Genomic DNA, 25,215 nt, shown 5'->3' on the forward strand with positions numbered 1-25,215 from the left:
TGGGATTGAACCAGTGACCCCTACCGTGTCAAGGTAGTGCTCTCCCGCTGAGCTAATCGCGCCTGGTGTGGCGTTCCTGCAGCAGACCCCGAAGGGCCCGACGTGCGCGATACTGGGATTGAACCAGTGACCCCTACCGTGTCAAGGTAGTGCTCTCCCGCTGAGCTAATCGCGCCTGGTGTGGCGTTCCTGCAGCAGACCCCGAAGGATCCGACGTGCGCGATACTGGGATTGAACCAGTGACCCCTACCGTGTCAAGGTAGTGCTCTCCCGCTGAGCTAATCGCGCGGGGAGGTCTTCCGGCCGGAACCGGTCGAACCTCTCGGAGGTGGAGACGGGATTTGAACCCGTGTACACGGCTTTGCAGGCCGTTGCCTCGCCTCTCGGCCACTCCACCAGGCAACACACGAAGAACGATCTTACACTGTTCTTCATCGAGCGGACGACGAGATTCGAACTCGCGACCCTCACCTTGGCAAGGTGATGCTCTACCAACTGAGCCACGTCCGCCTGTCTCCCGGGACCTTCACCGCTTTTCTTCGGCTGCGCTCCCTGGCGACGTGTTGAACTCTAGCGGATTCCTGGGCCAGCTAAAAATCCGTTCCCGCAGCGTGCCGATGGGATGCCCGCCGAGCGCCTCCCCGCCGACCCCTCGGCCCGGCCACCGGCCGCCACCTGCGGCGCTTCCGGACGATCATCCGCAGGCCACCCGGCGCACACCCGCGCGACGCCGGGCAGTGCTCACGCCCCCGCGTGACACCCCCGCGCCGGGTCCGCACCCCCGACCTACACTTCAGGCACCGCCGCCCAGGACCACCGCGCAGGAGAACCGTGTCCGGCCCCACCGATCCCAGCACCCCGCTCGCCCGCTTCGGCGGCCGCCTGGCCACCGGTCTGCGTGACGTCACCTCGGACCCGGCCGCCCTGGACTCCACCGGCTACTGGGCCGTCGCCTACGACTTCGAGGGCCGGCTGACCTGCGCCCGCTTCGACGACGTCCGCCCCGCCCCCGCGCCGCCCTCGGGCGCCGGCTGGCGCGGACCGGAGGCCGGCGACTGGCGCAGCTCCCTGGACCGCTCCGCCTACACCGCGGGCGTACGCCGCATCCGCGAACACATAGCCGCCGGCGAGGTCTACCAGGCGAACCTCTGCCGGGTGCTGTCCGCACCGCTGCCCGACCCGGCCCGCAGCGACGTCGACGCCCTCACCGGCCTCCTCGCCCACGGCAACCCCGCCCCCTACGCCGGCACCATCCGCCTGCCCGGGCACGGCGTCGAGATCGCCACCGCCTCGCCCGAGCTGTACCTGCGCCGCACCGGCCGCACCGTCTCCTCCGGCCCGATCAAGGGCACCGGCCGCACCGAGGACGACCTCCTCGACAAGGACCACGCCGAGAACGTGATGATCGTGGACCTGGTCCGCAACGACCTCGGGCAGGTCTGCGCGACCGGCAGCGTCACCGTCCCCGACCTGTGCGCCGTCGAGAAGCACCCCGGCCTGGTCCACCTGGTGTCCACCGTCGAGGGCACCCTGCGCGAGGGCGCCGGCTGGCCCGAGCTGCTCGCCGCCACCTTCCCGCCCGGCTCCGTCACCGGCGCCCCCAAGTCCAGCGCCCTGCGGATCATCGACGCCCTGGAGACCGCCCCGCGCGGCCCGTACTGCGGTGCCGTCGGCTGGGTCGACGCCGACCGCGGCGAGGGCGAACTCGCCGTCGGCATCCGCACCTTCTGGCTCGACCGGACCGACCCCGAGGCGCCCGTGCTGCGCTTCGGCACCGGAGCCGGCATCACCTGGGGCTCCGACCCCGACCGCGAGTGGGCGGAAACCGAACTGAAGGCCGCCCGCCTGGTCGCGATAGCGTCGGGCAGCGACACCGACCCGACGGGCGCGTGAACCGCCCCGCCCCCACCCCGCCCTAGGAGCAGCCCTCGATGCAGAACCCGACCACGAGCTGGGTCAACGGGGCGCTCGTCGACTCCGCCGACGCCGCCGTCTCGGTCCTCGACCACGGACTCACCACCGGCGACGGGGTGTTCGAGACCATGAAGGCCACCGACGGCCGGGCCTTCGCAGTCACCCGGCACCTCGACCGGCTCACCCGCTCCGCCCGCGGCCTCGGCCTGCCCGACCCGGACCACGACCTGGTCCGCGAGGCCTGCGCCCAGGTCCTCGCCGCCAACCCGGCCCCGCTCGGTCGCCTGCGCGTCACCTACACCGGCGGCACCTCCCCGCTCGGCTCCGAGCGCGGCACCGCCGGCCCCACCCTCGTCGTCGCCCTCGGCGCGATCAACCGCCGCCCCGACGAGACCGCCGCCGCCGTCGTCCCGTGGCGCCGCAACGAGCACAGCGCCGTCGCCGGCCTCAAGACCACCTCGTACGCCGAGAACGTCGTCGCCCTGGCCGCCGCCCACCGCACCGGCGCCTCGGAGGCCCTGTTCGCCAACACCGCCGGCCTGCTCTGCGAGGGCACCGGCTCCAACGTCTTCGTCGTCCTCGGCGGCCGCCTGCTCACCCCCACCCTCGGCTCCGGCTGCCTGGCCGGCATCACCCGTCAACTGGTCATCGACTGGTGCGGCGCCGAGGAGACCGACCTGCCGCTCAGCGCCCTCCAGGACGCCGACGAGGTCTTCCTCACCTCCACCACCCGTGACGTCCAGGCCGTGACCCGGGTGGACGACCGCGAGCTGCCCGGCATCGGTCCCGTCACCGCCAAGGCCATGGCCGTCTTCGCCGAACGCAGCGGCGACGACCTCGACCCGTGATCCCCGGAACGGCAACCAGGGCATAGGGGCCCGGGCGCGGGGAAGGGACCACCACATGACCACGACGCTGCGCCCCGAGGGCCCGGAGACACCCACCGACGCCGGCGGCCGCACCAGGCGCTGGCAGATCTGCGCCAACGGCCGCCAGGTCGGCGCGTTGCGCACCACCGCCATCCCGCACGGTAGCCAACTCTGGGGCGAAATAGCGGAGTTGGAGGTCAGAGAAGGCCGGGGCCGGGGCCGCGGCACGTTCGGCGCGCTGGCCGCGGAGGAGGTGCTGCGCACCTGGGACTGCACCCGGGTGGACGCCAACATCCCCGAGACGGCGCGGATCGCCCGGGGGCTCGCCACCACCCTCGGCTACACCGAGCGGATGCGGAACCTGGCCAAGCGGCTGACCACCGCCCCCGCCCTGCCCGCCGGCACCACCGCCGACCGGATCGAGCCCCCGGATTTCCAGGCCTGGCTCGACCGGGCCGCGCGGGGCTACCTCCGCTCGCTCGTGGAGTCCGGACTCAGCGAGGAGCAGGCCCGCGCCCGGTCCCACCTGGACCACCAGCGCCAGCTCCCGCAGGGCGCCGACAGCCCCGGTGTCGCCCTGCGCCGCCTGCGCGCGGACGGCGAAGCCGAGCCGCTCGGCTCGCTCTGGGTGGACTTCCACCGGCGCGACCTGCCGAACGGCGGGCCGCTCGCCTGGGTGATGACCGTCGAGGTGTCCCCGACCCACCGCGGCCGGGGACACGGCCGCACGCTGATGCTGCTCGCCGAGCGCGAGTGCCTGGCCGCCGGCGTGCGCGACCTCGGCCTCAACGTGTTCACCGGGAACGAGGTCGCGATCCGCCTCTACGCCTCGCTCGGTTACCGGGTCACCAACCGCATCTACGGAAAGCCGCTGTGACCCGACATGGCGTCAGGAAGTCGCCGCCGCCTCGATGGCGGCCACGATGCGGTCCCGCAGGCCGTCCTGGCTCTGCCCGCCGTCCAGCCGCTGCCCGCCGATCACGTACGTCGGCGTGCCGGTGACCCCGATCGCCCGGCCCTCGGCCTGGTCGGCGTCCACGGTGAGCATGTGCCGGCCGTCGATCAGCGCGGTGTCGACCTCCTCGGCGTCCACCCCGACGGCCCGGGCCACCTCCAGCAGCACCTGCTGCCCGCGGGCGTCCAACTCCTCGACCCGGGCCAGCAGCGCCTCCACGAACGGCCAGCCCAGCCCCTGTGCGAACGCCTCCTCGGCGGCCTCCGCGGCCGCGTAGGCGTGCTTGTGCTTCTCCAGCGGGAAGTGGCGGACCTCGACGGGCAGCGCGTCGCCGTACCGCGCGCGCAGCGCCCGTACGTCGTCCAGCGCGGTGCGGCAGTCCGGACACTGGAGGTCGCACCAGAACTCGAGCCGGGGGAGGGAACCATCGATCATTCCCCCAGTGTTCCACTAGTGGGCGCCCGCTCCGGCCGACGGTGCGCCCCTGCGAAGGCCGACAGGGAGGCAGTGATGACCAGGACGACCGGAAGCGAAGGAGTACTGCCGTGCTGACGGCGGCGATCAGCTTCGCGCTCACGGCGGGCGGTGTGGCCGTGGCCGGCCTGCGGGCCTACCGGCGGCGGTTCCTGTCCGCGACCCGCTGGTTCGCGGTGGCCCTGGTGCCCGCAGGGCTCTACCTGACCGGCCTGTTCCCGGTGGCCCGGACGATCGGCGGCGAGTTCGCCGACTGGGCGACGAGGCTGGTGTTCGACCCCCGGGTCTGGACCGGCATCGTGCTGCTCGGCCTCTCCGCGCTCCTGCTGGTGACGACCCGCTGGGTGGGCCGCCGGGGCGCCGTGGACGCCGCGCCGGACCGCCCGGCGGCCGCCGGTGCCGCGCCCGAGCGCCCGGCGGTGGCGGCCACCCCGCCGAAGAAGCCGGCGGCGGGCAAGCGGGACGACGGCCTCGGCGACTTCTCCGACATCGAGGAGATCCTCCGCAAGCGCGGCATCTGAGCGGCATCCGGACGCGGGATCCGGACGCGGCATCCGGACCCCGCGGGGGTCGGCGTCAGGCGGAGGGCACGGCCTCCGCCGAGCGCTGCCGTGCCCGGTAGGCGGCGACGTGCAGCCGGTTGCCGCAGGTGCGGCTGTCGCAGTAGCGCCGGGAGCGGTTGCGGGAGAGGTCGACGAAGACCCGGGCACAGTCCGGCGCCTCGCACCGGCGCAACCGCTCCCGCTCGCCCGCCATCAGGATGAAGGCCAGCGCCATGCCCAGCTCGGCGGCGAGGTGGTCGCCGAGCGCGGCGTGCGGCGCGAAGTAGTGGATGTGCCAGCCGTGGTGGTCGTGGTTGGTCAGCCGCGGCGTCGTACCGGCGGCCGCGACGATCCGGTTGACCAGTTCGGCGGCCTCGGCGGTGGACTCCGTCCCGAACACCTCGCGCAGCCGGGTGCGCAGCTCGTGCACCTTGCGCAGGTCGTTCTCGGTGAGCGAGTCGATCTCGCTGATCTCCTGGCCGACCACGAAGGCGTCCAGTGCGGCCACGTCCGGCAGCCGCTCGGTGCCGCACACCTCGGGCGCGGTGTTGAGCAGCTCGACGAGGATGCTCAGTGCGCACTCGGTGTCATGGGTGATCAGCACGTTGGGGACTCCTCGCGCAGGGGGACTCCGGAACCCCGCGTCCACGGTTACCCCAGACCATACCGGGCCGTGCGGCGGAAGGGCGGCGGGTTCTTTCGAAGGCGTGTACGGATTCCGTCAGAGTGCCGTGAACCGGACGGCGTCCGGGCGGCCGGGCCCGCGAAGGACCCCCCGAAATGCCGAACGGCGCCCGGCAGCGAGGCCGGCCACCCGTATGGATGGCCGGCCTCGCTGCCGGGCGCCTGCGGTGTCGCGGGCCCCGAGGCCGCGTCGCGCGCGGCTGAGTGCTGCCGTGCCCCCGAGTAGGACGGCAGCGGTGACGGCAGGAGGTACCACCCCGCCGATGGCGGGGCGTGACCGCCTCCGGGCGGGATCAGCTTTCGGCGAGGATGTGGGACAGCTCCCGGTCGAGGTCGAAGTGGCGGTGTTCGGTGCCGGGTGGCACCGCGGCGTCCGTCCGCTTGAGAAATGACTCAAGCGCCCGGGCCGGGGCTTCCAGCAGGGCTTCTCCTTCCGGAGAGCTCAGCGCGATGCAGACCACCCCTTGCCCGTGGCTGCGGGACGGCCAGACCCGGACGTCGCCGGTACCGGTCGGTCGGTGCAGCCCCTCCGCGAGGAGATCTCGGGCGAACACCCACTCCACGGTCTCGTCGGCGCCCGTGTGGAACGTGGCGTGCACGGCGTAGGGGTCGGCGGTGTCGTAGCGCAGGCCCGCGGGGACGGGCAGTGAGGACTCGCTGGACACGATGAGGCGCAGGTGCAGCTCGCAGCTGACCGTGGTGTTCATAAGCGCCATGGCCTTTCGCTCAGTGTGCGCTCGGGGAATCGCACGTCGGCGAACGGACCATCCCACCCCCAAGCCCGATGTAAACCCCTCTGTCCCGATTCGGGCGCGAGTCGTACCCCTTACGGCGCATTGCGGAATCATCCCGGAGTGGCCCGGTCGGGCATTACCGGGCCGCTTCTTGGTTAGTTTCCTGGCATGACTGTGCGAAACGACAAGACGGCCAAGAACACGGGATCGGGTGAACCGGTCACGGCGGATGACGCGGCCGGCTCCCGCGCCCCGGCGTTCGTCCGCCGCTCGCGGCCGCTGCACCTCGCCTGGCAGGTGGTGATCTTCCTGGCCGGCCTCGCCGTGGTCGTCCTCGGCGTGATCATGCTGCCGCTGCCCGGCCCCGGCTGGGTGGTGATCTTCCTGGGCATGGGGGTCTGGGCCACCGAGTTCGACTGGGCCCGGCTGGTGCTGCGGTGGAGCCGCCGCAAGGTCGCCGAGGCCGCCCAGCGCGCCCTGGACCCGCGGGTGCGCCGCCGCAACCTCACCGTCACCGCCATCGGCCTCGCCGCGGCCGTCGGGATCGGCGGCTGGTACTTCGCCCGCTACGGCCTGGACGTCCCCTGGACGGCGGGCGAGAGCTGAGCGGCCCGGGGCCGGGGGCCGCCGTGACCAGGGTGTTCGGACCACCCTCCGGGATGCGGTAATGTTTTCCCTGCACCCGGGCGATTAGCTCAGCGGGAGAGCACTTCGTTCACACCGAAGGGGTCACTGGTTCGATCCCAGTATCGCCCACCGGAATGCATTGTGATACGTGAGGCCCAGCCGATTATCGGCTGGGCCTCACGTGTATTTCCGGAATCCATCCGAAGACCCGTCCGGAATGCGACTGAGGCGCAGTCATCTTCCGCGTGGAGCGCGAGTTCTGCGGATGCGCCAGCAGTACCCGGAAGGGACGAGTTGTACGACGACCGCCAAATGATGCTACAGTTCTTCTCGTTGCCCGGGCGATTAGCTCAGCGGGAGAGCACTTCGTTCACACCGAAGGGGTCACTGGTTCGATCCCAGTATCGCCCACCGGACAGCACGCAGGCCCTGACCAGGAAACCGGTCAGGGCCTGCGGCGCGTTCGGGGTCGGCACCTGCCGGCCGCCGCTACGCCGCCGCCTCGCAGCCGTGTTCGGGCTCCAGCCGGCGGCCGCAGCCGCACCGGGCCGGCCGCAGCGGCCAGGAGAGGTCCACCCGCTCCGGCGTCCCCGACCGGTCGAACCAGTTCTGCAGCCCCCGCGCCTGCGCCGCGTGCCAGACCGCCTGTCGAAGGTGCAGCTCCGCCGCCGTCAGTCCGCCCAGCGCCGCCGGGTATCGGGCGCCTATCCGCCGGGTCAGCGCCAGCGCCGCCGTCGCGTCCGCCGCCGCGTCGTGCGCCCCGGCCAGCTCCACGCCGTAGTGCGCGCACAGGTCGGTCAGCGTCCGGCGGCCCTTGCGGTAGCGGTCCACGTGCTTGTCGAGCACCCGCGGATCCAGCACCACCAGCCCGGCCGTGTCCACCCCGCCGGTCAGCGTCAGCCCGTGATGGCGGCGCAACTCCCGGTCCAGCAGCGTCAGGTCGTACGGCGCGTTCATCACCACCACCGGGTGCCCGGCCCGGGCCTGCTCTGCCAGCGCGCGGGTGACCTCCGCCACCACCGCGCCGACCGGGCGGCCGTGCGTCCGGGCGTGCTCGTCGGTGATGCCGTGCACCGCCCGGGCGCCGTCCGGGATCGGGACGCCCGGATCGGCGAGCCAGGTGGTGGTCTGCACCGGCCGACCCGGGGCGAGTTGGACGACCAGGGCGGCCGAGACGATCCGATCGGTCTCGACGTCCACGCCGGTGGTCTCGGTGTCGAAGGAGGCGAGTGGGCCGGTGTACCAGTGCTGCTGCATGACTGCCCCTCAGGCGAGCGTTCCGCGCGCCCGGTTGATACCCGGTTCTGACACCCGTTCAACCGTTTGGCGCAAGCCCGACCGGGGATCCTGCCCGTGGGCCCGTCGTTCCGATCCGGACGGGCCCGGAGCAGGGGGAGGCCACGGGGCGATGGCACTGACGCAGCCGCAGCCCGAGGAGGCGGCGGCCGTTCTACGGGGGAACCTGGCGGTCACCGCCTGCATGGAGACGCTGCAGGTCGGCTACCTGCACGCGGTCGCCGCCGCGGCCGGCTGCTCGCTCTCCCAGCCGTTCCCGGACAACGGGATCGACTGGCAGGTCAGCCACGGCTCCCGGGCGCACGAGGTGGACGACGAGGTCACCATCAAGATCCAGCTGAAGGCCACCCAGCAGATCGCGGCCGATCCGACCGGGCCGTTCTTCAGCTTCACCCTCGACAACGACCACCTGCGCAAGCTCGCCCGGGCGAGGGTCGCCGTGCCGCGCATCCTGGTCGTGATGCTGCTGCCGCGGCGGGTCGACCGCTGGCTGCACGCCCGCCCGGACGCGCTGGAACTGCGGCACTGCTGTTACTGGGTCAACCTGGCCGGCCACCCGGTCACCGGACAGCGGCGCACCAACGTGCGGGTGCCCACCGGCAAGGTCTTCGACGACCGCGCGCTCTGCGACATCATGGCCCGGGTCGGCGCGGGGGGCAGCCCGTGACCGCCCGCCCCGGTCCCGGCCCCCGGCAGCGAGGAGCAGCACCATGACACCGCCGCACGCACCCGGCGAGCCGGCCCAGGCCCTGCCCGACCCCGCCGCCGTCGACCCGGCGGTGCTCGCCACCCTGCTCGCCCGGCACGGCTGGGTCCGGCGAGGCGGCCCCGCCGCCCGCTACGGCCGCTGGACGCCGCCCGACGACGAGTCCGGCACCAGCGTCCTCGTCCCCGCCGGGGACGGCTTCGACGACGCCGTCGACCTCCTCGCCGACGCCGTCACCGCGCTGTCCCGCTCCTCCACCCCGTCCGCCCGCGCCATCCTGCTCGCACTCGCCGTCCCCGGCGACGAACTGCGCTGGCACCGGGAGCCGGCCGGCCCCGCCGAGGCCGCCACCTGGGACGACGCCGAGCGGCTCCAGCGGGCGGCCCGCGCGATGCTCGCGGCCGGGGCCAAGGCAGGCCGGGCCACGGCCGCCTACTTCGGCGCCCGGCTGGACGCCCACGCCGGGGACTTCCTGGACCGCGTCCTGGTCGTCGAGCAGGGCGCCGCCCTCACCGCCTACACCCCCGCGCCCGAGGGCCGGGCCGCCGTCACCACCCTGGTCCGCGCCCTGGAGGCACTGCGTGACGCCGTCGACTACCGCCGGGTCAGCGGGGGGCCCGAGGCCTTCGAGAACGCCGTCCAGGCCGGAGTCAGCCGGGAACTCGTCCAGTCCGTGGAGGACCTGGTCCGCGGCGCGACGGCGGCCCGGCTGACCGTCGCCTGGTCCGCCACCGCCGGGACCCCGGGCGGCTTCGGGGACCGCCGGGTCGTCCTCGACTTCTCGCCCGGCGACCTGCCCGCCCTCACCGAGGCCGCCGAACTGCTCGAACGGATCGAGCCCGCCGTCGCCGTCACCGTCGTCGGCGTGGTCGTCCGGCTCAAGCGCGCCGACCCGGCCGGACCGGGCGCGGTACGGCTGCGCGTCCTCGGCGGCGCCGAAGTCCGCGAACTCAAGCTCTGCCTGCCCGACCCCGACTACCGGCTCGCCGCCGAGGCCCACCTCGCGGGCCTGCCGGTCCGGGTCGCCGGCCGGCTGGAGAGCCGCGGCGGCTTCCGCCGGCTCACCCGGCCGCATGGCCTGGAACTGTGCGGCTGGGAGGACGCCGACCGCGAGCGACTGCTGAAGTCCCTCGGCGAGGCACTCGGCGAAGAGCTCGACGGAGGCCTCGGGGAAGGGGGGGAGGGGGCGTAGGTGCGCGGCCGGGTCGACGCGCTCGGTACCATCGTCACGCGCAGCGCAGTGTTGCGTCCTCTGAATCCAGCACGTCAGGAGAGACCGGTGACGGACGTCCGGGTAATCATCAACCGCGAACCCGATCGGGAAGAGCGCGTGGTGACCACGGGCACTACGGCCGCCGAGCTCTTCGCCGACGACCGCTCGATCATCGCCGCCCGCGTCGGCGGCCAGCTCAAGGACCTCGCGTACGCCGTCCAGGACGGCGACGAGGTCGAGCCGGTCGCGATCGGCAGCAAGGACGGCCTGGACATCCTGCGCCACTCCACCGCGCACGTCATGGCGCAGGCGGTGCAGCAGCTCTACCCCGAGGCCAAGCTCGGCATCGGCCCGCCGGTCAAGGACGGCTTCTACTACGACTTCGACGTCGAGAAGCCCTTCCACCCTGATGACCTCAAGGCCATCGAGAAGCGGATGCAGGAGATCATCAAGCGCGGGCAGAAGTTCTCCCGCCGCGTGGTCACCGACGAGTCCGCCCGCGAGGAGCTGGCCGCCGAGCCGTACAAGCTGGAGCTGATCGGCCTCAAGGGCTCCGCCGCCACCGCCGGCGAGGGCGCCGACGTCGAGGTCGGCGCCGGCGAGCTCACCATCTACGACAACCTGGACGCCAAGACCGGCGAGCAGTGCTGGGGCGACCTCTGCCGCGGCCCGCACCTGCCCAGCACCCGGTACATCCCGGCGTTCAAGCTGATGCGCAACGCGGCCGCCTACTGGCGCGGCAGCGAGCGTAACCCGATGCTGCAGCGCATCTACGGCACCGCCTGGCCGACCAAGGACGAGCTCAAGGCCCACCTCGACTTCCTGATCGAGGCCGAGAAGCGCGACCACCGCAAGCTCGGCAACGAGCTCGACCTCTTCTCCATCCCCGAGGAGATCGGTTCCGGCCTCGCCGTCTTCCACCCCAAGGGCGGCATCATCCGCCGGGCGATGGAGGACTACTCGCGCAAGCGGCACGAGGAAGAGGGCTACGAGTTCGTCTACACCCCGCACGCCACCAAGGGGAAGCTCTTCGAGAAGAGCGGCCACCTCGACTGGTACGCGGACGGTATGTACCCGCCCATGCAGCTCGACGAGGGCGTGGACTACTACCTCAAGCCGATGAACTGCCCGATGCACAACCTGATCTTCGACGCGCGCGGCCGCTCGTACCGTGAACTGCCGCTGCGCCTCTTCGAGTTCGGGACGGTGTACCGCTACGAGAAGTCCGGCGTCGTGCACGGCCTGACCCGTGCCCGCGGCTTCACGCAGGACGACGCGCACATCTACTGCACCCGCGAGCAGATGGCGGAGGAGCTCGACTCGACGCTGACCTTCGTGCTCAACCTGCTCCGCGACTACGGTCTGACCGACTTCTACCTGGAGCTGTCGACCAAGGACCCGGTCAAGTACGTCGGCTCGGACGAGACCTGGGAGGAGGCCACCGCCGTCCTCGCCAGCGTGGCCGAGAAGCAGGGGCTGCCGCTGGTGCCGGACCCGGGCGGCGCGGCCTTCTACGGCCCGAAGATCTCGGTCCAGGCGCGCGACGCGATCGGCCGGACCTGGCAGATGTCGACGATCCAGCTCGACTTCAACCTCCCCGAGCGTTTCGATCTCGAGTACACGGCGGCGGACGGCTCGCGTCAGCGACCGGTCATGATCCACCGTGCGCTGTTCGGCAGCATCGAGCGGTTCTTCGCGGTGCTGCTGGAGCACTACGCCGGCGCCATGCCGCCGTGGCTGGCCCCGGTCACCGTGACCGGCATCCCGATCACCGACGAGCACGTGCCGTACCTGCTGGAGGTCGCGGCCGAGCTGAAGAAGCACGGGATCCGGGTCGAGGTGGACACCTCGGACGACCGCATGCAGAAGAAGATCAGGAACGCTCAGAAGAGCAAGGTTCCGTACATGCTGATCGCGGGCAACGACGACGTCGAGGCGGGCGCGGTGTCCTTCCGCTACCGCAACGGCGAGCAGAAGAACGGCGTGCCGGTGGCGGATGCCGTCGCCGAAATCGTGGAAGCGGTGAAGAACCGCATCCAGGTGTGACGCCGTTCCCCGCTTAAGCGGGGGTGGTCCGATGCACGAGATCATCGAGCGCGGACAGAGGTCGTTGGCCCCGCCCTGGCGGGGGTGCGCGGGGCGGGCTCTCGATGAGTCCGCCCCGCGCGGCTTTGCAAGCAGCGTTGGGCGAATATGCTGATCAGCATGACGACTGAGCCGGAACTGCAGCGGGGCGTCGGGGAGCCGGACGGCTTCCGCCGCCTGTGGACCCCCCATCGGATGGCCTACATCCAGGGTGAGAACAAGCCCACCGGTCCGGCTCCGGACGACGGTTGTCCGTTCTGCTCGATCCCCGCGCTGAGCGACGAGGACGGGCTGGTCATCGCCCGGGGCGCCGCCGTGTTCGCGGTGCTGAACCTGTACCCGTACAACGGCGGCCACTTGATGGTGGTCCCGTATCGGCACGTGGCGGACTACACCGACCTGGACGAGGCGGAGACGGCCGAGCTGGCCGACTTCACCAAGCGGGCGATGACCGCGCTGCGGGCGGCCTCGGGGGCGCACGGGTTCAACATCGGGATGAACCAGGGCGCGGCGGCCGGTGCCGGGATCGCGGCGCACCTGCACCAGCACGTGGTGCCGCGCTGGGGCGGGGACACCAACTTCATGCCGGTGGTCGGCCACACCAAGGTGCTGCCGCAACTGCTGGCGGACACCCGGAAGATGCTGGCCGAGGCCTGGCCGCAGGACTGATCGCGAACGCCGGAGGGGCCCGTCACCGCTGAGTCGGTGGCGGGCCCCTCCGGCGTGTTCGGGCCGGGGTCACTCGAACTGGTCGACCTTGTACGGGCGGGTGCCCTGGGCCTCGGACTTGATGATCGAGGCGCGGTTCTTGAAGCGGTCGGTGTCCAGGTCGTGCTCCTCCAGGAACTCCAGGGTGGCGGCGTGCACGGCGCCGAGGACCGGGACGGAGGCGTTGAGCGCGTTGTCGGTCATGAACCGGCTGCCCCACGGCGGGCTCGCCCAGGCGTGCCGGAAGCCGAACGGCTCGGGCAGGCCCAGGCCGCCGCCGAGCCAGGAGAGCAGCCCGGGGAGGCGGGTGAGCGGCGCGCGCAGGGCCTGGCGGACCACCTCGTCGTTGTCGATCAGGGGGAGCTTGACGGTGCGCTCCTCCCAGAACTTGCCGGTCTTCTGGACGGTCTTCTCCCTGGCCGAGGGCTTGTCGGAGAAGACGCCGTTGACCGGGCCGAGCGCGTAGCCGGCGACGGTGACGGTGAGGGTGTTGGCGAGCAGGGTGACGGTGACGGTGAAGGTGATGATCAGCTTGCCGTCGAAGGTGATGAACTGGGTGGCGAGGTAGTGCCGGGGGCCGCCGCCGGCGAAGGTCTGCTTGTCGGCGATGGTCTGGAGGGCGAAGTCGCGCATCCGGTCGCCGTCCATGTCGGCGTTGCCGGGGCGGGAGATCTCGTCGGCGTTCTCGCCGATTTCGAGGACCGCCCACTGCTTGACCGTGATGTTGGTCATCCCGCTGTTGGCGACCTCGCTGACGGCGAGCCCCTTGAGGTGCGAGGAGATCTTCCGGACGAGGTCCCAGGGGTGGAAGGCGCGGAAGTCGGAGTGGCCCGCGGCGGGGCGCATCACGTCGACCAGGCGCCATTCGCCCCAGCGCTTGCCGACGCCGAGGATGCCCTTGGGGCCGGCGTAGTGCTGGACGTTGGTCTCCTGCTCGCCCTCCATGCGGGCGAGCTTGTCGCGCAGGTCGACGGCCTTCTTGTCGAGGTCGTCGCGGGGGACGGCCTTGGACACGGTGGCGGCGACGGAGCTGCCCTCGGCGAGGGCGAGCCAGCGCTCGCGGAGCTCCTTGGTGGAGCGCAGCACGATGCGCCGGGCGAGGATCCCGCCGATGATGGGCGGGATCATGGCGACGCGCAGGTAGATGCCGAGCGGGCCGTGGGCGGGGGGCTTGACGAGGAACAGGACGGAGACCACGGCTGCGGCGAGGAGCGCGAGGGCGCCGTAGAGCTCGTCCTGGAGGGCCTTGCCCTTCATGAGGTAGATGCGCAGGTAGAACGCACCGATCCAGATCAGGGTGCCGGGCAGGGCGAGCAGGCCGAAGAGCACGGTGACCACGGTGAGCTTGCGGTCCCGCGCGGCCCGCAACTCCTGTGCGGCCAGGCAGTGTTCGACGATCTGACGGGTGTCGGTGCCGAACGAGGGTACGAGCGGCTTGCGTCCGGCGCCGACGGTGCGGGAGATGACGGCGGCGCTGAACGCCTCGCCGAGGTTCGCCTCGAAGAGCTTGAACCGGGGCTTCTTGTGGGTCGCGGCGGTGACCTTGCCGACGAAGTCCTCGATCTTGCCGTCGCGGTACGCGACCGAGGAGAGCGCCGGGGTGACTCCGGTTTGCGGCCCGGCGTCGGTGCGGGGTATCTGCGCACCCGGAGTCATGTCGAGTGTGGTCACGGTGGCGTCCCCTCCTCCCCTTGTCAGCGGCAGGTTATCGTGCCGCGGTGTCGCCGCGCGCATGATCGTCTGAAGTGCCGTCACGATCGGGCCGCGCCCGGGCCTGAGAGGCATGATGCCCAGCTTCGGGCTGGTCGATACCCGGGCGGCGCCGGGTCGTCGGGGTGGTGCAGGATGGCCGCGACGGCTAGGAAGGGAGCCCAGGCGATGGATCCGGTGCTGGTGTTCGACGGGGACTGTTCGTTCTGTTCGTCCTGCGTGCGCTGGGCGGAGCGCTATCTGCGGCAGACGCTGGCCTCGGGGGGCTGGGAGGCGGTGCCGTTCCAGTTCGAGGACCTGGCGGCGCTGGACGCGCGCGCGGGCGGGCTGGGCGAGGTGACCGCGGAGCGGGCGGAGCGCGAGGTGCTGTGGGTGACGCCGGCGGGCCGGGTGTACGGGGGCGCGCAGGCGGTGGCGCGGCTGCTGATGCGTTCGGGCGGCGCGTGGGCGTACCTGGGGGCGGTGCTGGCGCTGGCGCCGGTGCGGCCGGTGGCGGGCCTGGCGTACCGCTGGGTGGCGCGCAACCGGCACCGGATGCCGGGGGGTACGGCGGCGTGCTCGCTGCCGCGGCGGCAGGGCGCTCAGTCGGTGTAGCGGCCGGCCAGGGCGGTCGGCATGGGTTCGTGGCGCAGGTAGGCGCGGGAGAACTCGGCGGTGCCGTGGGTGAGTGAGCGCAGGTCGACCGGGTAGCGGACGAGTTCGAGTTCGGGGACCTCGGCGCGCAGCAGGGTCAGGCCCGGGCCGCCGGTCTCGGTGCCGAGGACGCGGCCGCGGCGGGCGGAGAGGTCGCCGAGGACGGCGCCGAGGTAGTCGTCGGGCAGCAGGACGGTGACGGCGGCGACGGGTTCGAGCAGCCGGATGACGGCGTGTTCGGCGGCGTCGCGCAGGGCGAGGGCGGCGGCGGCCTGGAAGGACGCGTCGGAGGAGTCCACGGAGTGGGCCTTGCCGTCGGTGAGGGTGACCCGGACGTCGACGAGCGGGTGGCCGGTGGAGACGCCCTTGGCGAGCTGGGCGCGCAGGCCCTTCTCGACGGACGGGATGAAGTGCTTGGGGACGGCGCCGCCGACGACGTGCTCCTGGAACTCGAAGCCGGAGCCGGCCGGGAGGGGTTCGACCTCCAGGTCGCAGATGGCGTACTGGCCGTGGCCGCCGGACTGCTTGACGAGCCGGCCGTGGCCGGCGGCGGCGGTGCCGAAGGTCTCGCGGAGGGCGACCTGGGGTTCGACGGTGTCGACGTGGACGCCGTGCCGGGTGCGCAGGCGGTCGAGGACGACCTCGGCGTGGGCCTCGCCGGTGCACCAGAGGACGAGCTGGTGGGTGTCGGGGTTCTGTTCGAGGCGTAGGGCCGGGTCCTCGGCGGTGAGGCGGGTGAGGGCCTGGGAGAGCTTGTCGTCGTCGGCCTTGCTGTGGGCTTCGACGGCGATCGGGAGCAGGGGCTCGGGGAGGGTCCAGCCGTCGAGGTCGACGGGGTGGCCGGGGTCGTGGACGGTGTCGCCGGCGCGGGCGGTGGTGAGCTTGGCGATGCAGACGAGGTCGCCGGCGACGGCGTGCGGGACGGGCCGCTGGAGCTTGCCGAAGGGGCTGCTGAGGGCGGTGACGCGTTCGTCGCCGTTCTGGTCGGCGCTGTGGGCGGGGCCGGCGAGGTGGATGCGGGTGTCGGGGCGCAGGGTGCCGGCGTACAGGCGCAGCAGGCTGATCCGGCCGACGTAGGTGTCGCCGGTGACGCGGACGACCTGGGCGGCGAGCGGGGCGTCGGGGTCGCAGTCGGGGGCGGGGCGGGTGCGTTCGCTGGGGTCGGGGAAGGTGTGGACGATCAGGTCGAGGAGTTCGGTGGCGCCGAGGCCGTTCTCGCTGGTGGGGACGGCGGGGTGGAGGGCGCAGCCGAGGACTTCGCGGCGCAGGCCGGCTTCGAGGGCGTCGGTGTCGAGGGTGTCGCCGGAGAGGTAGCGCTCCATGAGGGTGTCGTCCTGGCCGGAGATGGCCTCGACGAGGCTGTCGTGGGCGGGCCCGGTGTCGGGCAGCGGGGCGGCCCGGCCGTAGGTGTCGCCGGTGAGCAGGTCGACGCTGCCGTCGGGGCGGCCGTCGTGGAGGACGGGCAGGAAGAGCGGGCGGAGGGTGTCGGGGCCCAGGTCGAAGGCGTCGTGGCAGGCGGTGAGGATGTCGTCGAAGCCGGTGCGGGCGAGGTCGAGTTTGGCGACGGCGATGGCGCGCGGGATGCCTTCGGCGGCGCACTCGCGCCAGAGTGCGCGGGTGGGGGCGGTGACGGGGTCGGTGGCGGAGACGACGAAGACGGCGGCGTCGGCGGCGTGCAGGGCGGCGTGCAGGTCGGCGGTGAAGTCGGGGTGGCCGGGCGGGTCGATCAGGTTGATCTTGACGCCCTTCCATTCGAGCGGGAGCAGCGAGAGCTGGACGGAGCGCTGCTGGTGGTGCTCGATGTCCTCGTGGTCGGAGACGGTGGTGCCGTCGGTGACGCGGCCGGCCCGGCCGGTGGCGCCGGCGGCGAGGGCGAGGGATTCGGCGAGCGTGGTCTTGCCCACACCGCTGGAGCCGATGAGGACGACGTTGCGCAGGTCCCGGGGGGCGGTGACGGCGGGTGCCTGGGCGGCTCGGGCCGTGCTGCGGTCGGGCATCGGGGTCTCCTCCCGTCGCGCCGGGGCTGTCCTTCGAAAGTGTAGGTGCGGGTGCTGCGGAGGCGCGTGTCGTACGGGTGGGCGGTGACCGTCCGTGTGTGGGACGTGGTCGGGGTGTCGTCGGGCGGTGCGTGCGACGGAGCGTGCCTCCGGCCTGGCTACGATGGGTGGGCCGGACGGGCTGATCCGTCCGGCCGTCTGCCGCGCGTGTTGCGCCAGGCGGGTACCAGGGAGATCGGAGCGGTCGGGAAGGCCATGCTCAACAAATACGCGCGTGCCTTCTTCACACGTGTTCTGACCCCGTTTGCCGCGTTCCTGATCCGGCTGGGCGTGAGCCCGGACGCCGTGACGCTGATCGGTACGGCCGGTTCGGTGGCCGGTGCGCTGGTGTTCTTCCCCCGCGGGGAGTTCTTCTGGGGCACCATCACGATCACGCTGTTCATCTTCTCGGACCTGGTGGACGGGAACATGGCCCGCCAGTTGGGCCGGAGCACCAGGTGGGGGGCGTTCCTGGACTCCACGCTGGACCGGGTCGCGGATGCGGCGATCTTCGGCGGTCTGGCGATGTGGTACGCGGGCAAGGGTGACAACAACCTGTTGTGCGCGGTGGCGATCTGCTGCCTGGCGAGCGGGCTGGTGGTGTCGTACACCAAGGCGCGGGCGCAGAGCCAGGGGCTGCCGTGCGACGTGTCGGGGCTGGTGGAGCGGGCCGAGCGGCTGGTGGCCAGCCTGGTGGCGGCCGGGGTCGCGGGTCTGCACAAGTTCGGGGTGCCGTACGTGGAGTGGCTGCTGCCGGTGGCGCTGTGGCTGGTGGCGGTGGGCAGTCTGGTGACGGTGTTCCAGCGCATGCTGACCGTGCGCCGGGAGGCGTTCGAGGCCGACCGAGCGGCGGCCGGGAGCTGATGGGGGGCGTCCTGCGGTGACGGACCGACTGGTGTACTGGGCGTACGCGCTGGGCTGGGCGGTGCTGAAGCACCTGCCGGAGCGGGTGGCGCGGGGCCTGTTCGACCGGCTGGCGGACTACGCCTGGCGTCGGCGGGGCAAGCGGGTGCTCCAGTTGGAGGCGAACCTGCGCCGGGTCCGTCCGGGACTGGACGAGGCGGGCCTGCGGGCGCTGTCCCGGGCCGGGATGCGCTCGTACCTGCGGTACTGGATGGAGTCGTTCCGGCTGCCGGTCTGGAGCCGGGAGCGGGTGGCCCGGGACGTCCGGTCGGACGGTGTGGAGAACCTGCGCGCGCCGATCGAGGCCGGTCGGGGCGCGGTGATCGCGCTGCCGCACATGGGCAACTGGGACCTGGCGGGCACCTGGGTGGCGCAGCTGGGCTTCCCGTTCACCACGGTCGCGGAGCGGTTGAAGCCGGAGCGGCTGTTCGACCGGTTCGTGGAGTTCCGGGAGGGCCAGGGCATGGAGGTCCTGGCGTTGACCGGGGGCGGGGTGAACGTGATCGGCACGCTGGCGCGACGGCTGCGCGAGGGCCGGCTGGTCTGCCTGGTGGGGGACCGGGACCTCTCGGAGGCGGGCGTGGAGGTGTCGTTCTTCGGGGAAGCGACCCGGATGCCGGCCGGTCCGGCGGCGCTGTGCCAGCGCACCGGGGCGGCGCTGCTGCCGGTGACGCTCTGGTACGAGGGCCCGGTGATGCGGGCGCGGATCCACCCCGAGGTGCCGGTGCCGCAGGAGGGCGACCGCAAGGAGCGGACGCAGGTGATGACGCAGGCGCTGGCGCAGGTGTGGGAGCAGGCGATCCGCGAGCACCCCGAGGACTGGCACATGCTGCAGCGGTTCTGGCTGGCCGACCTCCCGGTCCGTGAGACGGTGGAGGAGGCGGCCGCGCCGCACTCCGAGGCGGCCCGGGCGGCCGCGCCGGAGCCGGCCGGCGAGCCGGCGGCCGAGGCCTCCGGGGCCTGATCCCGGCCAGCAGGAGTACCCGAAGGAGCATGAGGAACCCGTGAAGATCGGCATCGTCTGCCCGTACGACTGGGACGTCCCCGGTGGGGTGCAGTTCCACATCCGGGACTTGGCCGAGCACCTGATCGGTCTGGGCCACGAGGTCTCGGTGCTGTCGCCGGCCGAGGACGAGGAGGCGCTGCCGCCGTACGTGGTCGGTGCCGGGCGGGCGGTGGCGGTGCCGTACAACGGGTCGGTGGCACGGCTGAGCTTCGGCGTCCTGTCGGCGGCGCGGACGCGGCGGTGGTTGCACGAGGGCCGGTTCGACATCCTGCACGTGCACGAGCCGGCCGCGCCGAGCGTGTCGATGCTGGCCGCCTGGTCGGCGTCCGGGCCGATGGTGGGGACGTTCCACACCTCCAACCCGCGCTCGCGGGCGATGATCGCGGCCTCGCCGATCCTGCAGCCCGGCCTGGAGAAGATGCGGGCCCGGATCGCGGTGTCGGAGTACGCCCGGCGGACGCTGGTGGAGCACCTGGGCGGCGACGCGGTGGTGATCCCGAACGGCGTGGACGTCGGCTTCTTCGCGGACGCCGAGCCGGACGAGCGCTGGTGCGGCGGTGCGGCGGCCGGGGAGCCGGGCACGATCGGCTTCGTCGGCCGCATCAACGAGCCGCGCAAGGGCCTGCCGACGCTGCTGGCGGCGCTGCCGAGGATCCTGGCCGAGCGGCCGGGCGTGCGGCTGCTGGTGGCGGGCAAGGGGGACGAGGAGGAGGCCGTCGCCGGCCTGGCGCCGGAGGTGCGCCGGCAGGTGGAGTTCCTCGGCATGGTGAGCGACCGCGACAAGGCCCGGCTGCTGCGCAGCGTGGACCTGTACGTGGCGCCGAACACCGGTGGCGAGAGCTTCGGGATCATCCTGGTCGAGGCGATGTCGGCGGGTGCCCCGGTGCTGGCCAGCGACCTGGACGCGTTCAAGCAGGTGCTGGACGGCGGGGAGGCGGGCGAGCTGTTCCCGGTGGAGGACGCGGACGCGCTGGCCGGTGCGGCGCTGCGGCTGCTGGGCGATCCGGGGCGGCTGGGGGAGCTGAGCAAGGCCGCCTCGCGGTACGTGCGGCGGTTCGACTGGTCGACGGTCGGCGCGGACATCCTGGCGGTGTACGAGACGGTGGCGGCGGGGGCCGCGGCGGTGGTCGAGGAGGACGTGCGCAGCGGTCGGCGCGGCCGGTTCGGGCTGGCCCGGGACTGAGCCCGGCGGCCCCGGGACTTTTCCGGGGTGTCGGCGGCGTTAGGGTCGGTCGACCGTATTCGGGCACGACGCATGGGGGCACCGATGCCGCAGATCTCCGTCGACTACTCGCCGAGCCTGGCCGGCTCCTTCGACCGCCGGGCGCTGGGCTTGGCGATCAACCGGCTCGCGGTGGGGACGATCGACGCGAAGCCGGAGGCGTGCAAGACGCTGTTCCGGCAGAACGACGACTTCGTGGTGGGGGAGGACGAGGGGGCCGCCGCGCAGGTGTACGTCGAGTTCCAGATCTTCCCGGGCCGTACGCCGGAGGCGAAGGCGGCGCTCAGCGAGGGCGTGCTGGCGCTGCTGGCGGAGCACGTCGCGCCGACGCCGGGCACCCGGCTGTACACGGCGGTGAACGTCTCCGACGTCGACCGCGGGTCCTACCGGAGCGCGAGCGCGGAGGGCTGAGCCGGTGACACCCGGTAGCGTTGCGCCCCGTGACTACCTGGATCTGGGCCGGCGTGGCCGTGGTGCTCTTCGGCATGTACCTGAGTTGGACGGCTGGTCGGTTGGACCGGCTGCACGCCAGGATCGACGCCGCGCGGGCCGCGTTGGACGCGCAGCTGGTCCGTCGGGCCTCGGTGGCGATGGAGCTGGCCACGTCCTCGCTGCTGGACCCGGCGGCCTCGCTGCTGCTGCTGGACGCGGCGCACGCGGCCCGGCAGGCCGAGGACGACCAGCGTGAGGTGGCGGAGAGCCAGCTGAGCCTGGCGCTGCGGGCGGTGTTCGCCGAGCCGGAGCAGGTGGCGGCACTGGTGGCGGAGCCGGGCGGCGAGGACGCGGTGCGCGACCTGACGGCGGCGGTGCGCCGGGCGCCGATGGCGCGCCGGTTCCACAACGACGCGGTGCGGGCGGCGCGGGCGGTGCGCGAGCACCGTCTGGTGCGGTACTTCCGGCTGGCGGGGAAGGCTCCGTTCCCGCTGGCGTTCGAGATGGACGATGCCCCGCCGCCCGCGCTCACGCCCGAAGGGGCACCCGCCTAGGCTGTGCTCGGATACGGCCCGTTTGTCGCATCCCGTCGTCCGGGCTGGACTTGGTGGCGCATGGTTGCGTCACCCGTTCCGCCTACCATAGGGCGATAGCACTGGTTCATCTTCGAGTGAGGTCTCACGTGTCCACCACCCCCACCACCGCAGACCAGCCGCAGATCGGTACCGCCCGGGTGAAGCGCGGCATGGCCGAGCAGCTCAAGGGCGGTGTGATCATGGACGTGGTCAACGCCGAGCAGGCCAAGATCGCTGAAGACGCCGGCGCGGTGGCCGTCATGGCGCTGGAGCGGGTTCCGGCCGACATCCGCAAGGACGGCGGCGTGGCCCGGATGTCCGACCCGAACATGATCGAGGAGATCATCGAGGCGGTCTCCATCCCGGTGATGGCCAAGTCGCGGATCGGTCACTTCGTCGAGGCCCAGGTCCTCCAGTCGCTCGGTGTCGACTACATCGACGAGTCCGAGGTGCTGACCCCGGCCGACGAGGTCAACCACTCCGACAAGTGGGCCTTCACCACCCCCTTCGTCTGCGGCGCCACCAACCTGGGCGAGGCCCTGCGCCGCATCGCCGAGGGCGCGGCCATGATCCGCTCGAAGGGCGAGGCCGGCACCGGCAACGTCGTCGAGGCCGTCCGCCACCTGCGCCAGATCAAGAACGAGATCGCCAAGCTGCGCGGCTTCGACAACAACGAGCTGTACGCCGCCGCCAAGGAGCTGCGCGCCCCGTACGAGCTCGTCAAGGAGGTCGCCGAGCTCGGCAAGCTGCCGGTCGTGCTGTTCTCCGCCGGTGGCGTGGCCACCCCGGCCGACGCCGCGCTGATGCGCCAGCTCGGCGCCGAGGGCGTCTTCGTCGGCTCGGGCATCTTCAAGTCGGGCGACCCGGCCAAGCGCGCCGCCGCCATCGTGAAGGCCACCACCTTCTTCGACGACCCGAAGATCATCGCGGACGCCTCCCGCAACCTCGGCGAGGCCATGGTCGGCATCAACTGCGACACCCTGCCGGAGACCGAGCGCTACGCCAACCGCGGCTGGTAGTCGCCCCCTGTGCCGGCCCGTCGCAGCGCCTCGGCGCGCGGCGGGCCGCGTCACGTACATCCGTAGAACGATCTAACGAGGTTGAAGACCGTGAGCACTCCAGTCATCGGCGTCCTCGCCCTCCAGGGTGACGTCCGCGAGCACCTGGTCGCGCTGGCCGAGGCCGACGCGCTCGCCCGCCCGGTGCGCCGTGCCGAGGAGCTGGCCGAGGTCGACGCGCTGGTGATCCCCGGCGGGGAGTCCACCACCATGTCCAAGCTGGCGCTGCTGTTCGGCGTGATGGACCCGCTGCGCGAGCGGGTCGCCGCCGGGATGCCGGTGTACGGCACCTGCGCGGGAATGATCATGCTGGCCGACAAGATCCTGGACGGCCGGGACGACCAGGAGACCGTCGGCGGCATCGACATGACCGTGCGCCGCAACGCCTTCGGCCGCCAGAACGAGTCCTTCGAGTCCGGTGTCGCCTTCGCGGGCCTGGGCGACGCGCCGGTGCACGGCGTCTTCATCCGGGCCCCCTGGGTCGAGGGCGTCGGCGCGGGTGTCGAGGTGCTGGCCGAGCTGCCCGCCGCGGACGGTCCGGAGAGCCGGATCGTGGCCGTGCGCCAGGGCAACCTGCTGGCGACCTCCTTCCACCCGGAGCTCACCGGCGACCACCGCGTGCACGCCTACTTCGTCGCGATGGTCGAGGAGCACCTGGGGCGGCGCTGACCGTGTGCGCCTTTCCGGTGACGACACCGGTAAGATCTCATCTGTTTCATTTCCCTTTGGCGACGTAAAGGAGCTGGCGAATGTCCGGCCACTCTAAGTGGGCTACCACCAAGCACAAGAAGGCCGTGATCGACGCCAAGCGCGGCAAGCTCTTCGCCAAGATGATCAAGAACATCGAGGTGGCGGCGCGCACCGGCGGTCCCGACCCGGCCGGCAACCCGACCCTCTACGACGCCATCCAGAAGGCGAAGAAGAGCTCGGTCCCGATCGACAACATCAACCGTGCCGTCAAGCGCGGTGGCGGTCTGGAGGCCGGCGGCGCCGACTACCAGACCATCATGTACGAGGGCTACGGCCCGAACGGCGTCGCCGTCCTGATCGAGTGCCTCACCGACAACCGCAACCGCGCCGCCTCCGACGTGCGCGTCGCGATGACCCGCAACGGCGGCTCGATGGCCGACCCGGGCTCGGTGTCGTACCTGTTCACCCGCAAGGGCGTCGTGATCGTCCCCAAGGCTGACGGCGTGGACGAGGACAAGCTCTTCGAGGTCGTCCTCGACCAGGAGCCCGAGGAGATCAACGACCTCGGCGACGCGTTCGAGATCGTCTCCGAGGCCGCCAAGATGGTCGCCGTGCGCACCGCGCTGGTGGACGCCGGTGTCGACTACGACTCGGCCGAGGCCAACTTCCTCCCGAGCATGCAGGTCGAGCTGGACGTCGACGGCGCCCGCAAGATCCTCAAGCTGATCGACGTGCTGGAGGACAGCGACGACGTGCAGAACGTCTTCGCCAACTTCGACATCTCCGACGAGGTCGGTGCGCAGCTCGACGCCGAGTGATCGTTCTCACTCCCCGGCCCGGCGGTCTCCCGACCGCCGGGCCGGTGTCTTTGCGGGCGCTGTCGGACCCGGACGGTAGCCTTCGCAGGTCGCCCGCCGTGGGCCGGAGGGCCTGCCCGGGCCGGTGCGCCCGGAGGCGGGCGGCGACCAACGAGAGGCGGGGCTGTGGTACGGGTACTGGGCGTGGACCCGGGGCTGACCAGGTGCGGGATCGGCGTGGTCGAGGGTGCGCCGGGGCGGCCGCTGCGGATGCTCGGGGTCGGTGTCATACGCACCCCCGCCGAGGACGAGATCGGGCGGCGGCTGCTGCTGGTGGAGCAGGGCATGGAGGCCTGGCTCGACGAGCACGAGCCCGAGCTGGTCGCCGTCGAGCGGGTGTTCGCCCAGCACAACGTCCGGACGGTGATGGGCACCGCCCAGGCCAGCGCGGTCGCGATGCTCTGCGCCACCCGGCGGGGCATCCCGGTCACCCTGCACACCCCGAGCGAGGTCAAGGCCGCCGTCACCGGCTCCGGCCGGGCCGACAAGGCGCAGGTCACGGCCATGGTGCAGCGCCTGCTGCGGCTGGACGCCCCGCCCAAGCCCGCCGACGCCGCCGACGCGCTGGCGCTGGCCATCTGCCACATCTGGCGCGGCGGGGCGGTCAACCGCCTGGAGGCCGCGGTACGGGCGGCCCGCGCCACCCCCCTGAAAGGAAGCAGTCGGTGATCGCCTTCGTGCAAGGGCCCGTGGCGGCCATCTCCTCCGGACTGGCCGTGGTCGAGGTCGGCGGGGTCGGCATGGCCGTGCAGTGCACGCCGAACACGCTGGCCGGGCTCCGGCTGGGTGAGCCCGCCCGGCTCGCGACCTCGCTGGTGGTCCGGGAGGACTCGCTGACCCTGTTCGGCTTCGCGGACGACGACGAGCGCGCCGTCTTCGAGATCCTCCAGGCCGCGCCGGGCGTCGGCCCGAAGCTGGCGCAGGCGATCCTCGGGGTGCACAGCCCCGACGCGCTGCGGGCCGCGGTGGCCGGCGGCGACGAGAAGGCGCTGGTGGCCGTGCCCGGCATCGGGAAGGCGAAGGCCGCCAAGCTGCTGCTGGAGTACAAGGACAAGCTGGGCGCCCCGCACGGCGCGGTGCCGGCGCAGAAGCCGATCGCGAGCGGTCCGGCCCCCTGGGGCGAGCAGCTGCACTCGGCGCTGACCGGTCTCGGCTACGCTCCGCGCGAGGCGGACGAGGCGGTCGTGGCCGTCACCCCCGAGGCGGAGGCCCAGCAGACGCCGGACGTCGGCGCACTGCTCCGGCTCGCCCTGCGCGGCCTCAACCGATCCCGCTAAAGCCATCTG

General features: G+C 72.4%; 26 protein-coding genes and 6 tRNA genes. 22 read left to right on the forward strand and 10 right to left on the reverse strand.

Going from position 1 to position 25,215, the window contains the following annotated elements:
* Positions 1-103: 103 nt before the first annotated feature.
* From ACFVTF_RS23890 to ACFVTF_RS23905, 4 genes are all read right to left on the reverse strand, one after another.
* Positions 104-175: transfer RNA gene (locus tag ACFVTF_RS23890), tRNA-Val, on the reverse strand.
* 41 nt (positions 176-216) lie between these two features.
* Positions 217-288 (reverse strand) — tRNA-Val (locus tag ACFVTF_RS23895).
* 38 nt (positions 289-326) lie between these two features.
* Positions 327-397, reverse strand: a tRNA-Cys gene (locus tag ACFVTF_RS23900).
* Between the two features lie 40 nt (positions 398-437).
* Positions 438-510: transfer RNA gene (locus ACFVTF_RS23905), tRNA-Gly, on the reverse strand.
* Positions 511-831: 321 nt separating this feature from the next.
* On the opposite strand from ACFVTF_RS23905, the gene ACFVTF_RS23910 reads away from it, so the two are divergent.
* Genes ACFVTF_RS23910 through ACFVTF_RS23920 form a run of 3 tightly spaced genes read left to right on the forward strand, consistent with a single transcriptional unit; the run spans position 832 to position 3,660 of the window.
* Complete coding sequence (locus ACFVTF_RS23910; protein ID WP_387816338.1) at positions 832-1,893, forward strand: chorismate-binding protein; 1,062 nt, start codon at positions 832-834, stop codon at positions 1,891-1,893.
* A 38-nt stretch (positions 1,894-1,931) separates the two neighbouring features.
* Positions 1,932-2,762 (forward strand): aminotransferase class IV, encoded by an 831-nt coding sequence (locus ACFVTF_RS23915; protein ID WP_371516236.1) that lies wholly within the window; start codon positions 1,932-1,934, stop codon positions 2,760-2,762.
* A 55-nt stretch (positions 2,763-2,817) separates the two neighbouring features.
* Positions 2,818-3,660: a GNAT family N-acetyltransferase gene (locus ACFVTF_RS23920; protein WP_387816340.1), complete on the forward strand. Its 843-nt coding sequence runs from the start codon at positions 2,818-2,820 to the stop codon at positions 3,658-3,660.
* Positions 3,661-3,672: 12 nt separating this feature from the next.
* Here the strand turns inward: ACFVTF_RS23920 and ACFVTF_RS23925 are convergent, their stop codons facing one another.
* Positions 3,673-4,173: a DsbA family protein gene (locus ACFVTF_RS23925; RefSeq protein ID WP_387816342.1), complete on the reverse strand. Its 501-nt coding sequence runs from the start codon at positions 4,171-4,173 to the stop codon at positions 3,673-3,675.
* Between the two features lie 110 nt (positions 4,174-4,283).
* On the opposite strand from ACFVTF_RS23925, the gene ACFVTF_RS23930 reads away from it, so the two are divergent.
* The gene (locus tag ACFVTF_RS23930) at positions 4,284-4,733 is read left to right on the forward strand and encodes a hypothetical protein (protein WP_371516233.1); all 450 of its coding nucleotides are present in this window, start codon (positions 4,284-4,286) and stop codon (positions 4,731-4,733) included.
* Between the two features lie 55 nt (positions 4,734-4,788).
* Here the strand turns inward: ACFVTF_RS23930 and ACFVTF_RS23935 are convergent, their stop codons facing one another.
* Together ACFVTF_RS23935 and ACFVTF_RS23940 are read right to left on the reverse strand one after the other, a co-directional pair.
* Positions 4,789-5,358, reverse strand: coding sequence for a CGNR zinc finger domain-containing protein (locus tag ACFVTF_RS23935; protein WP_387816344.1), 570 nt, complete (start codon positions 5,356-5,358; stop codon positions 4,789-4,791).
* Between the two features lie 373 nt (positions 5,359-5,731).
* Positions 5,732-6,145 (reverse strand): SsgA family sporulation/cell division regulator, encoded by a 414-nt coding sequence (locus ACFVTF_RS23940; protein WP_030056266.1) that lies wholly within the window; start codon positions 6,143-6,145, stop codon positions 5,732-5,734.
* Between the two features lie 195 nt (positions 6,146-6,340).
* Between ACFVTF_RS23940 and ACFVTF_RS23945 the strand changes: the two genes are divergently transcribed.
* The 3 genes from ACFVTF_RS23945 (at position 6,341) to ACFVTF_RS23955 (ending at position 7,210) form a co-directional block, all read left to right on the forward strand.
* Positions 6,341-6,778, forward strand: coding sequence for a TIGR02611 family protein (locus ACFVTF_RS23945; protein ID WP_387816346.1), 438 nt, complete (start codon positions 6,341-6,343; stop codon positions 6,776-6,778).
* Between the two features lie 78 nt (positions 6,779-6,856).
* Positions 6,857-6,928: transfer RNA gene (locus tag ACFVTF_RS23950), tRNA-Val, on the forward strand.
* Between the two features lie 210 nt (positions 6,929-7,138).
* Positions 7,139-7,210, forward strand: a tRNA-Val gene (locus ACFVTF_RS23955).
* Positions 7,211-7,288: 78 nt separating this feature from the next.
* On the opposite strand, the gene ACFVTF_RS23960 is transcribed toward ACFVTF_RS23955, so the two are convergent.
* Entirely contained in the window at positions 7,289-8,056 is a 768-nt protein-coding gene (locus ACFVTF_RS23960) for an exonuclease domain-containing protein (protein WP_371516230.1), read from the reverse strand.
* 151 nt (positions 8,057-8,207) lie between these two features.
* Here ACFVTF_RS23960 and ACFVTF_RS23965 point away from each other — a divergent pair, with 151 nt between their 5' ends.
* From ACFVTF_RS23965 to ACFVTF_RS23980, 4 genes are all read left to right on the forward strand, one after another.
* On the forward strand, positions 8,208-8,762 hold the full coding sequence (locus ACFVTF_RS23965) for a DUF4365 domain-containing protein (protein ID WP_363583046.1): 555 nt from the start codon (positions 8,208-8,210) through the stop codon (positions 8,760-8,762).
* A 43-nt stretch (positions 8,763-8,805) separates the two neighbouring features.
* Positions 8,806-9,993 carry a hypothetical protein gene (locus ACFVTF_RS23970; RefSeq protein WP_387816349.1) on the forward strand — a complete coding sequence of 396 codons (1,188 nt, stop codon included), beginning with the start codon at positions 8,806-8,808 and terminating at the stop codon, positions 9,991-9,993.
* An 87-nt stretch (positions 9,994-10,080) separates the two neighbouring features.
* Positions 10,081-12,060 (forward strand): threonine--tRNA ligase, encoded by a 1,980-nt coding sequence (thrS, locus tag ACFVTF_RS23975; RefSeq protein WP_387816350.1) that lies wholly within the window; start codon positions 10,081-10,083, stop codon positions 12,058-12,060.
* A gap of 147 nt (positions 12,061-12,207) precedes the next feature.
* Entirely contained in the window at positions 12,208-12,768 is a 561-nt protein-coding gene (locus tag ACFVTF_RS23980; RefSeq protein WP_371516227.1) for an HIT domain-containing protein, read from the forward strand.
* A gap of 69 nt (positions 12,769-12,837) precedes the next feature.
* On the opposite strand, the gene ACFVTF_RS23985 is transcribed toward ACFVTF_RS23980, so the two are convergent.
* Positions 12,838-14,478 (reverse strand): hypothetical protein, encoded by a 1,641-nt coding sequence (locus tag ACFVTF_RS23985; RefSeq protein WP_371516226.1) that lies wholly within the window; start codon positions 14,476-14,478, stop codon positions 12,838-12,840.
* 207 nt (positions 14,479-14,685) lie between these two features.
* Here ACFVTF_RS23985 and ACFVTF_RS23990 point away from each other — a divergent pair, with 207 nt between their 5' ends.
* Positions 14,686-15,111: a thiol-disulfide oxidoreductase DCC family protein gene (locus tag ACFVTF_RS23990; RefSeq protein ID WP_371516225.1), complete on the forward strand. Its 426-nt coding sequence runs from the start codon at positions 14,686-14,688 to the stop codon at positions 15,109-15,111.
* On the opposite strand, the gene ACFVTF_RS23995 is transcribed toward ACFVTF_RS23990, so the two are convergent.
* A complete protein-coding gene (locus tag ACFVTF_RS23995; RefSeq protein ID WP_387816353.1) occupies positions 15,099-17,147 on the reverse strand; it encodes an elongation factor G-like protein EF-G2 in 2,049 nt (682 codons plus the stop codon). The two genes, ACFVTF_RS23990 and ACFVTF_RS23995, sit on opposite strands and share 13 nt — an antisense overlap.
* A gap of 255 nt (positions 17,148-17,402) precedes the next feature.
* Between ACFVTF_RS23995 and pgsA the strand changes: the two genes are divergently transcribed.
* The 10 genes from pgsA to ruvA all read left to right on the forward strand — a co-directional run bounded on the left by pgsA (position 17,403) and on the right by ruvA (position 25,206).
* Entirely contained in the window at positions 17,403-18,050 is a 648-nt protein-coding gene (gene pgsA, locus ACFVTF_RS24000; RefSeq protein ID WP_350877888.1) for a phosphatidylinositol phosphate synthase, read from the forward strand.
* A 16-nt stretch (positions 18,051-18,066) separates the two neighbouring features.
* Complete coding sequence (locus ACFVTF_RS24005; protein WP_387816355.1) at positions 18,067-19,053, forward strand: phosphatidylinositol mannoside acyltransferase; 987 nt, start codon at positions 18,067-18,069, stop codon at positions 19,051-19,053.
* Between the two features lie 40 nt (positions 19,054-19,093).
* Positions 19,094-20,278, forward strand: a complete 1,185-nt coding sequence (locus tag ACFVTF_RS24010; RefSeq protein WP_387816357.1) for a glycosyltransferase family 4 protein — start codon at positions 19,094-19,096, stop codon at positions 20,276-20,278.
* Positions 20,279-20,362: 84 nt separating this feature from the next.
* Positions 20,363-20,728, forward strand: a complete 366-nt coding sequence (locus ACFVTF_RS24015; protein WP_387816359.1) for a 5-carboxymethyl-2-hydroxymuconate Delta-isomerase — start codon at positions 20,363-20,365, stop codon at positions 20,726-20,728.
* A 74-nt stretch (positions 20,729-20,802) separates the two neighbouring features.
* Positions 20,803-21,303, forward strand: a complete 501-nt coding sequence (locus tag ACFVTF_RS24020; protein ID WP_063350972.1) for a hypothetical protein — start codon at positions 20,803-20,805, stop codon at positions 21,301-21,303.
* A gap of 128 nt (positions 21,304-21,431) precedes the next feature.
* Entirely contained in the window at positions 21,432-22,343 is a 912-nt protein-coding gene (gene pdxS / locus ACFVTF_RS24025) for a pyridoxal 5'-phosphate synthase lyase subunit PdxS (protein ID WP_063346811.1), read from the forward strand.
* Positions 22,344-22,433: 90 nt separating this feature from the next.
* Positions 22,434-23,051, forward strand: coding sequence for a pyridoxal 5'-phosphate synthase glutaminase subunit PdxT (gene pdxT / locus ACFVTF_RS24030; RefSeq protein WP_371516220.1), 618 nt, complete (start codon positions 22,434-22,436; stop codon positions 23,049-23,051).
* Between the two features lie 80 nt (positions 23,052-23,131).
* A complete protein-coding gene (locus ACFVTF_RS24035; RefSeq protein ID WP_350877883.1) occupies positions 23,132-23,890 on the forward strand; it encodes a YebC/PmpR family DNA-binding transcriptional regulator in 759 nt (252 codons plus the stop codon).
* Between the two features lie 165 nt (positions 23,891-24,055).
* Positions 24,056-24,598 carry a crossover junction endodeoxyribonuclease RuvC gene (ruvC, locus tag ACFVTF_RS24040; RefSeq protein ID WP_387816362.1) on the forward strand — a complete coding sequence of 181 codons (543 nt, stop codon included), beginning with the start codon at positions 24,056-24,058 and terminating at the stop codon, positions 24,596-24,598.
* Positions 24,595-25,206 carry a Holliday junction branch migration protein RuvA gene (gene ruvA / locus ACFVTF_RS24045; protein ID WP_371516218.1) on the forward strand — a complete coding sequence of 204 codons (612 nt, stop codon included), beginning with the start codon at positions 24,595-24,597 and terminating at the stop codon, positions 25,204-25,206. Before ruvC ends, ruvA begins: the two co-directional genes overlap by 4 nt.
* The last annotated feature ends 9 nt before the right edge of the window (positions 25,207-25,215 follow it).

It is taken from the genome of Kitasatospora sp. NPDC057940 (assembly GCF_042887425.1).
GTDB lineage: Bacteria > Actinomycetota > Actinomycetes > Streptomycetales > Streptomycetaceae > Kitasatospora.